This window comes from Tepidibacter hydrothermalis (genome assembly GCF_029542625.1).
Lineage (GTDB): Bacteria > Bacillota > Clostridia > Peptostreptococcales > Peptostreptococcaceae > Tepidibacter_A > Tepidibacter_A hydrothermalis.
Genome location: NZ_CP120733.1, coordinates 2,506,847 through 2,519,637, shown reverse-complemented (window position 1 = coordinate 2,519,637; position 12,791 = coordinate 2,506,847). Strand labels below are relative to the sequence as shown.

13 protein-coding genes are annotated in these 12,791 nt (G+C 28.1%); 11 read left to right on the top strand and 2 right to left on the bottom strand.

Features of this window, described 5'->3' with window-relative positions; all coding sequences use genetic code 11:
* The first annotated feature begins 360 nt into the window (after positions 1-360).
* The 3 genes from P4S50_RS11920 to P4S50_RS11910 all read left to right on the top strand — a co-directional run bounded on the left by P4S50_RS11920 (position 361) and on the right by P4S50_RS11910 (position 3,649).
* Positions 361-1,890, top strand: a complete 1,530-nt coding sequence (locus tag P4S50_RS11920; protein ID WP_319023185.1) for a thiol-activated cytolysin family protein — start codon at positions 361-363, stop codon at positions 1,888-1,890.
* Between the two features lie 343 nt (positions 1,891-2,233).
* Positions 2,234-2,380 (top strand): 2-oxoglutarate translocator, encoded by a 147-nt coding sequence (locus P4S50_RS11915; RefSeq protein ID WP_277731013.1) that lies wholly within the window; start codon positions 2,234-2,236, stop codon positions 2,378-2,380.
* A 198-nt stretch (positions 2,381-2,578) separates the two neighbouring features.
* A complete protein-coding gene (locus P4S50_RS11910; protein ID WP_277731012.1) occupies positions 2,579-3,649 on the top strand; it encodes an AI-2E family transporter in 1,071 nt (356 codons plus the stop codon).
* Between the two features lie 78 nt (positions 3,650-3,727).
* Here P4S50_RS11910 and rpmB read toward each other — a convergent pair whose 3' ends face one another.
* The gene (gene rpmB, locus P4S50_RS11905) at positions 3,728-3,919 is read right to left on the bottom strand and encodes a 50S ribosomal protein L28 (RefSeq protein WP_277731011.1); all 192 of its coding nucleotides are present in this window, start codon (positions 3,917-3,919) and stop codon (positions 3,728-3,730) included.
* A gap of 199 nt (positions 3,920-4,118) precedes the next feature.
* Between rpmB and P4S50_RS11900 the strand changes: the two genes are divergently transcribed.
* The 6 genes from P4S50_RS11900 (at position 4,119) to P4S50_RS11875 (ending at position 9,751) form a co-directional block, all read left to right on the top strand.
* Entirely contained in the window at positions 4,119-4,475 is a 357-nt protein-coding gene (locus tag P4S50_RS11900; RefSeq protein ID WP_277731010.1) for an Asp23/Gls24 family envelope stress response protein, read from the top strand.
* Positions 4,476-4,529: 54 nt separating this feature from the next.
* Positions 4,530-6,110 (top strand): DAK2 domain-containing protein, encoded by a 1,581-nt coding sequence (locus P4S50_RS11895; protein ID WP_277734728.1) that lies wholly within the window; start codon positions 4,530-4,532, stop codon positions 6,108-6,110.
* 83 nt (positions 6,111-6,193) lie between these two features.
* Complete coding sequence (recG, locus tag P4S50_RS11890; RefSeq protein WP_277731009.1) at positions 6,194-8,248, top strand: ATP-dependent DNA helicase RecG; 2,055 nt, start codon at positions 6,194-6,196, stop codon at positions 8,246-8,248.
* 14 nt (positions 8,249-8,262) lie between these two features.
* Positions 8,263-8,817, top strand: coding sequence for a 16S rRNA (guanine(966)-N(2))-methyltransferase RsmD (rsmD, locus tag P4S50_RS11885; RefSeq protein ID WP_277731008.1), 555 nt, complete (start codon positions 8,263-8,265; stop codon positions 8,815-8,817).
* Positions 8,818-8,822: 5 nt separating this feature from the next.
* Positions 8,823-9,311: a pantetheine-phosphate adenylyltransferase gene (gene coaD / locus P4S50_RS11880; protein ID WP_277731007.1), complete on the top strand. Its 489-nt coding sequence runs from the start codon at positions 8,823-8,825 to the stop codon at positions 9,309-9,311.
* 2 nt (positions 9,312-9,313) lie between these two features.
* Positions 9,314-9,751 carry an ATP synthase subunit B family protein gene (locus P4S50_RS11875; protein ID WP_277731006.1) on the top strand — a complete coding sequence of 146 codons (438 nt, stop codon included), beginning with the start codon at positions 9,314-9,316 and terminating at the stop codon, positions 9,749-9,751.
* Between the two features lie 163 nt (positions 9,752-9,914).
* On the opposite strand, the gene P4S50_RS11870 is transcribed toward P4S50_RS11875, so the two are convergent.
* Positions 9,915-11,126, bottom strand: coding sequence for a sporulation integral membrane protein YlbJ (locus P4S50_RS11870; protein WP_277731005.1), 1,212 nt, complete (start codon positions 11,124-11,126; stop codon positions 9,915-9,917).
* Positions 11,127-11,324: 198 nt separating this feature from the next.
* Between P4S50_RS11870 and P4S50_RS11865 the strand changes: the two genes are divergently transcribed.
* Positions 11,325-11,783: a chemotaxis protein CheX gene (locus P4S50_RS11865; protein ID WP_277731004.1), complete on the top strand. Its 459-nt coding sequence runs from the start codon at positions 11,325-11,327 to the stop codon at positions 11,781-11,783.
* 234 nt (positions 11,784-12,017) lie between these two features.
* The gene (locus tag P4S50_RS11860) at positions 12,018-12,626 is read left to right on the top strand and encodes a GAF domain-containing protein (protein ID WP_277731003.1); all 609 of its coding nucleotides are present in this window, start codon (positions 12,018-12,020) and stop codon (positions 12,624-12,626) included.
* The last annotated feature ends 165 nt before the right edge of the window (positions 12,627-12,791 follow it).

Below are 12,791 nucleotides of genomic sequence, written 5' to 3'. Positions count from 1 at the left end.
AAGAGTATGGAAATGTTAAATTATCAACTATCATTTCCATACTCTTTATTTTTTTATAAGGAATTATAGGACTTTGGACTTGGATATAACATTTATAAGTGAAATGAAGTTACGATTATTTTAAGCAATCGAGTTCGTTAGGTGAACTAGGCGAATTTTTTATTCAATAGAGCAATATACAAGAGGAGAACGGTGTCAATAACATCGTTGGAGCACCTACTTCGTCTGAATGAATTTGAAAATAATTATAAAAAATCAGTTTTTTAATTAAATTTATAAAAAAATGAAAAAATAGGTAATAATGATTACATTATTTTACAACTATGTATATTATAATATACATAGAAAGGAATGATATTTATGAAAATTTTTAAGTGTTTAAAAGTTTCAAAGTTGGTAGCATGTTTAGGAATTGGCTTATGTATGACTGCACAAACATGTATTGGTTTTGCAGCAACGCCTAAAACAGAATCATCAATCGAAATTAACAATGCAAAGGATATTGATTGTGGTATAGGTGATTTGAACTATAATCGAAATGAAATCTTAGCAACAAATGGTGATAAGGTAGAAAGTTTTGTTCCAAAACAAGGTACAAGCTCAGCAGGTAAATTTATAGTTGTCGAGCGTGAAAAAAAATCACTTACAACATCACCAGTAGATATTTCAATTATTGACTCTATTAATGATCGTACATATCCAGGAGCATTACAACTAGCAAACGATGCGTTTGTTGAAAATCGTCCTGATATATTAATATGTAAGAGAAAACCTTTAAATATTAGTATTGATTTGCCAGGGATGAAAAATGAAAATACTGTAACGGTAGAGAACCCAACTTATGGTAAAGTATCTGGTGCAATAGATTCTTTAGTATCTGATTGGAATTCAAAATATTCATCAACACATACATTACCAACAAGAACACAGTATTCAGAGTCTATGGTTTATAGCCAATCTCAAATAGCAGCGGCGCTTAATGTGAATGCTAAATTACTAAATGGTTCACTTGGAATAGATTTTAATGCAATAAAAAATGGCGAGAAGAAAGTTATGATTGCAGCGTATAAGCAAATTTTTTATACGGTAAATGCTGAACTTCCAAATAATCCATCAGATGTTTTTGATGAAAGTGTTACTTTTGAAGAGTTATCTCGTAAAGGGGTTAATAATCAAAATCCACCGCTTATGGTATCTAATGTAGCGTACGGTAGAACGATTTATGTAAAATTAGAAACAAGTTCTAGCAGTGACGATGTACAAGCTGCTTTTAAATCAGTATTAAAAGATGTAGATGTAAGCGCTAGCGCTAAATACAAAAATATTCTTGACGAAAGTTCATTTACAGCTGTTGTACTAGGAGGAGACTCAAAAGAACATAATAAAGTAATCACAAAAGATTTTGATGAAATTCGAAATGTAATTAAAGAAAATTCAGAGTTTAGTAGTAAAAATCCTGGTTATCCAATTTCATATACAAGTGTTTTCTTAAAAGACAATTCAATTGCTGCTGTAAAAAATAGAACAGAGTATATTGAAACAAAATCTACAGAATATTCTAAAGGACAAATAGATATTGATCATACTGGTGCTTATGTTGCTCAATTTGAAATATCATGGGATGAGTTTTCATATGATGAAAATGGAAAAGAAGTACTAACACATAAAACATGGGACGGAAATTGGGCGGATAAGACAGCTCATTTTTCTACAACAATACCACTTCCGGCTAATACAAAAAATATAAAGATCTATGCAAGAGAATGTACAGGACTTGCTTGGGAATGGTGGAGAGATGTTATTAATGAATCTAATGTTCCTTTAACAAATAAAATAAATGTGTCTATTGGAGGAACTACACTGTATCCATCAGGTAGTATTACCTATTAGAAAACACTTACTAGTAAAATTGAAGATTTAATCAAGTGAAACTTATCTTCAGGTGGAGTTTGTAACTCCATCTGAAGGTTAGTTGAACTTATCCAGAAGCTGTAGAGTTCTTATCTCTAACCTTAAGAGGATGGAGTCTTAGAACTCTTAGCTTTCGGATAAAACATAATTTAAATTAAAGGCTGTGGAAATACTATTCTTAAGATCGTATTTTTACAGCCTTATTTTTTTTGCTAAATACATACGTAACCTAAATAAAATAAAAGCAAGTATATATTTTTTGTGTCAATTTCATATAAACTTGAATACACTATATATATGAAGAATTGATGAGGTGGGGGCAATGAGAAAATGCACAAAACATTTAGTTGGATTGATATGTATAGCAGTAGGAATTAGCATAATTTTATCTATAGTTTTACCGAATTGGTTATGGATGAGTTGTTTTGCAACTGTACTTATCATAACAGGATGTGTTTGCTTTAAATAGGGGGTATATATTATGAAGATAGTGGCTATTAAATTACCAAAATTTCTATCAGCAATAGTAAAATTCTTTATAAGAAAAAAATAACAAAAAACCATTTAAAAATGGTTTTTTGTTATTTAAATGGTATTAATAATAGTTCTATTGCTAATAAATAGAATTATATGTTAGAATTAATCTAAAAAATACTTGGAGGGACAGATGATAAAGGATAACAAAAAATTTATAGAAAAGTATGCAATAGTATTGATAGGACTACTCCTGCTTGGGTTTGTATATGTAAATACAGCACGTATATCAAATGGATTTAGCAAGCTATTTGGTATATTAAAGCCGTTTTTTATAGCTTTTTTTATAGCTTATATATTTAATTCTATAATAATGTTTTTAAAAGATAGATTTAAATTAAAAAATGGAATGGCTATACTTATAGTATATAGTAGTTTCATACTTATAATGGTAGTTATGGTTATAATAGTTATACCGGTAGTTGTTCAAAGTGTAGTACAGATAATAAATGAAATGCCTACCTATGCAGATAATTTGGTTAGTCTTGTAAAAAAAATAGATATCAATATATTAAATGAAATTCAAAAATATGTAGATAAAAATTCGATAGCGAATCTTCAAAAAATTTCTACTGCAGTTAATTATTTTTTAAATAACTTCTTAACATTTATAACAAACATAGGATCAACTGTGGTAACTATTTCTTTTAGTTTGATAATTTCCATTTATATGCTAATTGAGAAAGAATCTTTAAAATCACTTGGAACTAAGTTGTTGAAAAAAATATTAAAAGAGGATAAGAGTATTAAAATTATAGACTTTAGTAAAAAAGCAAATGTTATATTTTCAAAGTTTTTAACAGGTCTTATAGTTCAAGCTTCAATACTTGGAACTTTGTGTTTTATAGGATTTTTAATTTTGAAAGTAAAATATGCACTTTTACTATCAGCTATAATAGCTTGTACGAATGTAATACCGTATGTAGGACCGTTTATAGGAGCAACTCCTGCTGTTGTGGTTACGCTGTTTTATTCTCCTATGAAGGCGTTGTGGGTATGTGTACTTATATTGGTACTTCAACAAGTAGATGCAAATATAGTTGGGCCTAAGATTATGGGGAATTATATAGGGTTATCTCCATTTTGGATAATATTCACAATAGCTGTTGGAGGCGGATTCTTTGGAATAATGGGAATGATATTTTCAGTTCCAATAGCTGCTATAGTAAAAATAATACTTAGTGAAGCACTTTTAGATAAATAAAAAAAAGCCGAACAAAATTGTTCGGCTTTTTTGTAAGAGGTAAAGATTGATTATACAATCAATCCTTACTATATTAAACTAGATAGCTCTTTCTACGCTACCAGAACGTAAACATCTTGTGCACACGTTTAATCTCTTTGGAGTACCATCAACTATAGCTCTAACTTTTCTTAAGTTTGGAGACCAAGTTCTTTTGTTATGATTGTTTGCGTGACTCACTGTATTACCAGAAACCTTACCTTTTCCGCAAACTGAACAAACTTTTGCCATGATTAACACCTCCTTCAAACCTTTATCATTGGCATTAAAAACATAATTATATTATCATATTAATCTCACTTTTGCAAGACAAATGTTATATTTGTATTGAATATATGAAACATATAATATAAAATATATTATACATATAATATTCAATAAAGTATATATAAATATAAAAAAATATTAATATTTTGTAGGGGGTAAAAAAATGAGTGGAACAATTGCCAATAAATATGGTAATATCTATATTGATAAAGAAGTTATAGCTAAAATTGCATCTCAAGCATCTACAGAGTGCTATGGGATTGTTGGATTTAGTTATAAATCTAAAGTAGACGGACTTGTTGAACTTTTAAAAAAAGAAAATATGAGTAATGGAGTAAAAGTTGAGATAGAAGAAGATACTGTTAGTATAGAATTGTTTGTTATTATACAATATGGAACAAAGATATCTGTTGTAGCAGATAATATAATAGATAGAGTTAAATACACTTTGGAAAAAATGACCTCTCTTAAAGTGAGAAAAATAGATATAAATGTACAAGGAGTCAGAGTAAACAAATAGTTAGGAGGTAACAAATTGAAAGTAGAACATATTAATGCAAAGCTCTTTAGGCAGATGATATTATCAGGTGCCAATAATTTGCAAAATCATAAAGAGCTTGTAGATAAACTAAATGTATTTCCAGTACCAGACGGAGATACTGGGACGAACATGTCTCTTACTATACAAGCAGCTGTAAAGGAAGTAATGAAGGAATCTAATGATACTATTAAAGAAATAGGAAAAGCAGCCTCTAAAGGGTCGTTAATGGGAGCTAGAGGAAACTCTGGAGTTATATTATCTCAGCTTTTAAGAGGATTTGCTAAGGCTATAGAGGATAAAGAACAATTAGATACAAAAGATTTAGCAAATGCATTAAAACAGGGAGCAGACACTGCATACAAAGCTGTAATAAAACCTATAGAGGGAACTATACTTACAGTTGCAAGAGAAACTGGAGAGTTTGCAGTTAAAATATCTCAAAAAGAAAAAGAAATAAAAAGATTTATGGAAAAAGTATTAGAAGAATCTAACCGTTCTTTAGAAAATACTCCAAACCTTCTTAAAAACTTAAAAGAAGCTGGTGTTGTAGATTCTGGTGGAAAGGGATTAGTTTGTCTGCTAGAGGGAGCATATAAAGCTTTTATAGGAGAATTTGTAGATAGAAATACTGAATCTAATGAAGGACAAGAAGTAAGTAAGAATACAGAAATCGCTACTGAGGATATTAAGTTTGCTTATTGTACTGAATTTATATTAGATACGGATAAAATAAGTTATAGTAAAATGAAAGATCTTATACAAGATCAAGGAGATAGTTTAATAGTTGTTGGAGATGATTCTTTAATAAAAGTTCATATACACACTAATAATCCAGGTTTTGTTTTACAAGAAGCTACAAAGTATGGACAATTAGATAAAATAAAAATAGAGAATATGAGAATTCAACATGAAAATATAGTAATCAAAGAAGATATAAAAGAAGAACCAAAAGAGATGAAGGAATATGGATTTATATCTATAGCTATGGGATCTGGAATAACTTCAATATTTAAAGATTTTGGAGTGGATCATGTAATAGAGGGTGGACAAACTATGAATCCTAGTACTGAAGACTTTATACAAGCTATAGATAATATAAATGCAAAAAACATAATTATATTACCAAACAATAGTAATGTTATAATGGCTGCAAATCAAGCTAAAGAAATATCAGATAAGAATATAATAGTAATACCTTCTAAAACAACTCCACAGGGGTTTGCTGCTTTACTAGCATTTAACCCTGAAGCTGACGCTGAGTCTAATCAAAAAGCTATGAAGTATGCTCTTGAAAATGTTAAAACAGGTCAAATAACATTTGCTGTAAGAGATACTAATATGAACGATATAGATATAAAAGAAGGCGATATAATAGGTATTGGAGAAGGTAAGATACAAGAAGCTGGAAAAAATATAAAAGATGTAACACTATCTTTAATAGACAAATTAGTTGATGAGGACAGTGAAATTATAACTTTATTCTATGGTGAAGAATTAAGTCAAGATGATGCTAATGTGTTAAGAGAAGAGATAGAAGAAAAATATGATGATTTAGATGTAGAAGTTTATTGTGGAAATCAACCGCTATATTATTATATAATTTCTGTAGAGTAAAAGTTTATATATTATAATTTTTAAGCCATGGATATTAAAGTAGATACCATGGCTTTAAAAATGGAGTTTACAAGGTGATATTGATGGATTTAAATAAGAACTTACAATATATAAAGGGCATAGGCCCTAAAAAATATAAAAAATTAAACAAGCTTGGAATATACACATTAAAGGATTTGATATATTATTTTCCAAGACAATATGAAGATAGAAGTAAATTTAAAAAAGTATTCAACCTCGTAAATGAAGAAAAAGTATCCATAAGAGGAATTATTACAGGATTTGAGAAACATGAACCCAAAAAAAAGATGATTATAAATAAAATACAAGTAAGGGATGATACTGGTTATATAAAGCTTGTATTTTTTAATCAAAAGTATATAGTTAACAACTTTAAAGTGGGAGACAATATAGTCGCATACGGAAAGGTTAAAAAAGAATATGGAAAAACTGAACTACTAAACTGTGAAATTGAATTTGATACAAAGTCTGCAAGTTCAATAGGAAAAATAGTTCCAATATACCCTTTGACTTATGGAATATCGAATAAAGAGTTAATAAATATAATACAAAGTGTATTAAAAAACCAAGATTTAAAAATAGATGAATATATTCCAATGGATATTGTAAACAAAAATAAATTGTGTGATTTGAATTTTGCTATAAAAAATATTCATAATCCACAAAATATACAAAACTTGAAAGTAGCGTTGTATAGACTCGTATATGAAGAATTTTTAATACTTCAATTAGGATTATTATATTTAAAAAGTGGGGTAGTAGATAAAGAAGGAATAAAATTTGATAAAAAGGATGGATTAAAAGAGATTATAGAATCACTTCCATTTTCACTTACTAATGCACAAAGAAGATCTCTGGATGATATATTAAATGATATGAACTCTAACAAGGTTATGAACAGACTTGTTCAAGGAGACGTAGGTTCTGGAAAAACAGTAGTAGCTCTTTTAAGTCTTGCAAATGCAGTTTTAAATTCATATCAAGCAGCTATGATGGCTCCAACTGAAATATTAGCAGAACAACACTTTAATTCACTACAGGAAATACTATCTAAATTTGATATAAATATAGGATTACTGGTTGGGAGTCTTACTAAAAAACAAAAGATGGCTGTTTTAAAAAAAGTTAAAGAAGGCGAAATAGATATATTAATAGGAACACATGCTCTTATAGAAGATGGAGTTGAATTTAAAAAACTAGGTATGGTTATAACAGATGAGCAACATAGATTTGGAGTAAGACAAAGAAATAAGTTGTCCGAAAAAGGAGACAATCCTGATATACTAGTTATGACTGCAACTCCTATACCTAGAACTTTGGCACTTATACTGTATGGTGATCTTGATATATCTATAATAGATGAACTTCCTCCTGGAAGACAAATTATAGATACATTTGCTATTGCAAAAGAGAAAAGACTTAGAGCGTATAATTTTGTAAGAAGTCAGATAGAACTTGGAAGACAGGTCTATATAGTATGTCCTCTAGTTGAAGAATCAGAAGTAATAAAGGCAAAGGCTGCAGTTGACTTGTTGGAAGAACTAGAAACCGAACATTTTTCAGATTTGAGGTTAGAACTTTTACATGGAAAAATGAAAGCTTCTAATAAAGATGAAATAATGAAAAAATTTAAAAATGGGGAAGTTGATATACTAGTTTCAACAACTGTTATAGAGGTTGGGGTGAATGTCCCAAATGCTACACTTATGATTATAGAAAATGCAGAAAGATTTGGATTAGCTCAACTGCATCAATTAAGAGGAAGAGTTGGAAGAGGAGAACACAAATCTTATTGTATACTTATATATGGATCAAAGAATGAAGTTACATTTGAGAGAATGAAGACGATGGAACAAACAACAGATGGATTTAAAATATCTGAGAAAGATTTAGAAATAAGAGGGCCTGGAGAATTTTTTGGAACAAGACAGCACGGTCTTCCTGAATTAAAGATAGCAAATATATTTAAACATATGAAAATACTAAAAGAAGCACAAATGGAAGCACAATGTATAATACAAGAAGATGAAAAATTAAATCTTGATAAAAATAAAATGCTCAAAGAAGAAATAATAAATAGATTTGAGGAAAAATTAAACGACATAACATTAAATTAAAAAGGAGAGTTTATATGAGAGTTATTTCTGGAAGTGCTAGGGGATTGAAGCTTAAATCTCCCAAAAATATGGATGTAAGACCTACTACTGACAGAGTTAAGGAATCTTTATTCAATATTATAAGTGGTAGAGTAATGGATAGCTTTGTTTTAGATCTATTCTCTGGAACAGGATCACTTGGAATAGAGGCTTTATCAAGAGGAGCTCAAAGAGCTACCTTTGTTGATGCAAGTAAATCTAGCATGGATATAATAAAAGAGAATATACAAAAGGCTAGAGTTAATGATAAAAGTGAATTAATACTTTCTGATAGTATAACTGCTGTAAATAAGCTAGGTGTTAGAAGAGATAAATTTGATATAATATTTATGGATCCACCATATTTGAAAAACTTTATAGAAAAAACATTAATAGAAATAAGTAAAAGAGAAATATTAGAAGAAGATGGAATAATAATAGTAGAGCACGACATAAAAGATGAAGTAAAAGATAATATAGAAAAATTACAAAAATATAGAGAAAAGAAATACGGAAACACAATGATTTCGTTTTTTGCTTGGGAGGATTAGTTAGAATGAAAAAAATAGCAGTATATCCAGGAAGTTTTGATCCTATAACTAATGGACATTTAGACATAATAAAAAGAGCATCTAAGCTATTTGATAAATTGATAGTAGCTGTTTTATACAATTCTAGTAAGAATTCTTTATTCTCATTTGAGGAAAGAGTGGAACTTATAAGAGAGGTTGTTAAAGATATAGACAATGTAGAGGTGGATAGTTTTACTGGTCTTTTAATAGATTATTGTAATAATAAAAAGGTTAATGCTATAATAAGAGGATTAAGAGCTGTTTCTGATTTTGAATATGAGCTTCAAATGGCTCAAATGAATAGACAGTTAAATCAAGATATAGAAACTGTTATACTTACGACTAGTACCAGATATTCTTTTATAAGCTCTTCTTTAATAAAAGAAGTAGCAAAATATAAAGGAGATATATTAGAATTAGTTCCAAATAATGTATCAAAAGAAGTATATAAAAAATTACATGGGGGGGATTAATCTTGGAACTATTAAAATTAATAGAAGAAATAGAAGATTTAGTAGAAGAAAGTTCTGGAATTCCATTTGGAAACAAGGTTTTTGTTGATAAAAAACATTTTTTAGAAATAATAAAGGAAATAAGACTTCAATTACCCGATGAAATAAAGCAAGCTGAATGGATTAATACAGAAAGACAAAGAATACTGGCAGAAGCTCAACAAGAGGCAGATGCAATAGTTGAAAACACTAAGTCTTATATGCAAGAACAGGTTGAGGAAAGTGAAGTTATAAAAGAAGCTCAAAAGCAGGCTGAAAAAATAATACAGCAGGCTCAGAGCACATCTAAAGAAATAAGAAGAGGCGCAAAAGAGTATGCTGATAATATACTTGGAAAAGTTCAATCTGATTTAAGTAATATAAGCCAAGTAATAGCTGCTAATAGAGAAGAATTAAAATAGAAATTTATATGGTTCAAATGAAAAATGATGGTTATTAAAATATAGCTACATGAGTTAATGTTTTAATAACCATCATTTTTATATTTGTATAATATTGATTAAAGAACTAAATTTGCAATTACTCTGATCAACCGAGTGAGTTAGGGATCGTTGGCTACATGAGTTAATGCATAGCATTAGACGAACTTTTTTTGTATATATCATTAATATATGAAAGTATATATACTATTGAAATAAATATAAAAAATATATTATTGTTAAAAGGTATATTAGTAAATATTTCATCAACGTATATATTATAAAAAATGGAATTGTTAAAAGTTTGTATGTCTAAATTGTTTTTAAATAGAGGATAAAGTATATAACAAAGTAAAAATGAATTGACACCATGTAAAAATTTACTGAATATGTAAATAGGTATATTTATATCTGAGTGTGATAAAAAATTACAACATTGAGCAAGTATTGATATTCCACTAAAAGATATTATGAATGTACAAAGCGATATTTTAAATATTAAAGAAGGTCCACTCAATAAAGATACATTATTGCATCCTATTGTTATTTCGAATAAACCACTTATAAATGCTTGGATTACATCTACTGATATATTAAATGGATGAAGTAATACAAATAATACGGAACTTACTAAATCTATGAATTTCAATAAAGTAAGTATTTTAAATAATACAGAAAATACTATAACAAATCCACATACTACTAATATTGTATTTATTCCATTTCTAACTGAATCTCCAAATATAGAATAAAATCCCTTTTCCTCATTTTCATAAAATATTATATTTTTTAGACGAGTAAGTATACTTGTGCTGTTATTATAATGAGCAATATCTGATGAAGTATTATAAAATCTAAATAAAATACCCACACTTAGAGCCCCTATATAGTGACATAAGAGTATGAAATAGCCTATTTTAGAATTGTTAAACATACCTATGCCAACAGAACCTACCATAAATAATGGCCCAGATGTAGAACAGAATGAAGATAGTCTTTGAGCTTCTATTTTTGTTATTTCATTGTTTTGTCTAAGATTTGATGTTAGTTTTGAGCCAATAGGGTATCCGGAAAGTATAGATATAGCAAATATTAATGAACTTTTACCAGGCACATTAAATATTATTCTAGACGGCTTTTCTAGAAATACCCCTAGAATATCTATAATTTTCAAGTTTATTAATAGGTTAGCTGCTATTAAAAAAGGAAGCAGTGATGGAATTAATATATTAATACATATATTCATTCCTACTCGTGCAGACTCTATAGATTCTTTAGGAAATACAACTATACTTATTATAAAAAATAGAACTATTATTCCGGGGAGTACAGATCTTATTAATCTTGAATTTTTCATATAAACGCCTCCAAAATATTAATCTAAGATAATTATATTAAAGTATTCGTTTATCTATGAATTTAAAATAGAGTTTAAATTAATATTATTTTGTCAAAAATAATATTATGATTAATGAAATGTGGTATAATATAAGAAAAAGGATATATTGACATATAGAAATATATGTGAATATATTTTTAAAAGAGGTGACGGTATATGAGTTCGAAAATTATAAATCATTTTTTAAATTCGGTTTTAGATATAATGCCTCAGTTAGGATTTAGCAACATAGAAAAAAAAGATATCTCAGTTAAAGAAAGCAGTATAAAGGTGCACGGTGTAATGTTGAACTTGGGCGTTGTAGGAGATATGAAGGGAAATGTAATTTATAATATGAGTGAAAATGATGCAAAAAAGATAGCTTCTAAGATGATGATGGGAATGCCAGTATTAGAATTTGATGATATGGCTCAAAGTGCTATATCTGAGTTATCTAATATGCTTACAGCAAAAGCTAGTATAAATCTTGAAAAAGAAGGAATAAACACTAATATATCTACACCTACATTGACTTATGGAAGTGATTTTGAAGTTAAAACTAACACGGACAAAATCGTAACTAGCGAAGTTTTGGTAGATGATATATCTATTAAAGTTAATATAGCTTTTGAATAATTAAGAAACAGCTAACATTTTATGTTAGGTGTTTTCTTATTTAAATAGAAAATTTTAAATAGAAAATCAAAATACTATCTAAAACTGAGTTTCATTTATTTGATTTTAGCAAGTATTGTTATAATATATGGAAAAATGAAGACTTTTTCATAAATAGTGTGATATAATTTTAAAAAATATATTTAATAAGTTAATTTAACATTTGAAATAAAAGAAGAGAAAGAGGTTATAGATGTGAAGTTAACAAAAGTAAATGAAGATATACAAAAAACTTGTGAAAATGTATCAAAATTACTAGATGTTGAGGTTACTTTGGTTGACTCTAATTTGGTTAGAATAGCTGGTACTGGGGAATTTAAACAAAAGATTGGAACTAGTATAGATAAAAATTCTATATATTCTCACGTTTTAGAAACGGGAGAGACTTATACTATGAATGAAAAATATGATAGTGAAAAATGTGGTCAATGTAATCAAAGACATTATTGTAAAGAAATTGCAGATATATGTTGTCCTATTAAAATCAATAATACAGTAATAGGTGTAATAGGACTTGTGGCTTTTGATGAAAAACAAAGAGATATTATGCTTTTAAAAAAGAGTGAATTAATGCTTTTTATATCTAATATAGCTGATTTGATGTCTTTAAAACTTAATGATGTGGATGATATTGATTATGGAAATGATAAAATAAGCTCTTTTGAAGAATTAGAGAAAAAAGAAATTCTAAAAGCTATGAAAAAGTATGGAAATACTACAAGTGGAATGAAAAAAACAGCAGATGCTTTGAATATAGGTATAGCTACACTTTATAGAAAAATAAAAAAGTATGATATAAAGTGAAATTAAATGCACAATTTATAGATTTATTATTGTTAGTATAAAACAACTAATAGATAGTTTATATTGAAAATGAAATCTCCAAATGAATATATACTAGTAATTAAGGACAAAATTAATAACAAGTATATTATTGTGAATTGAAGTATTCAAATAAACTGGAGGACT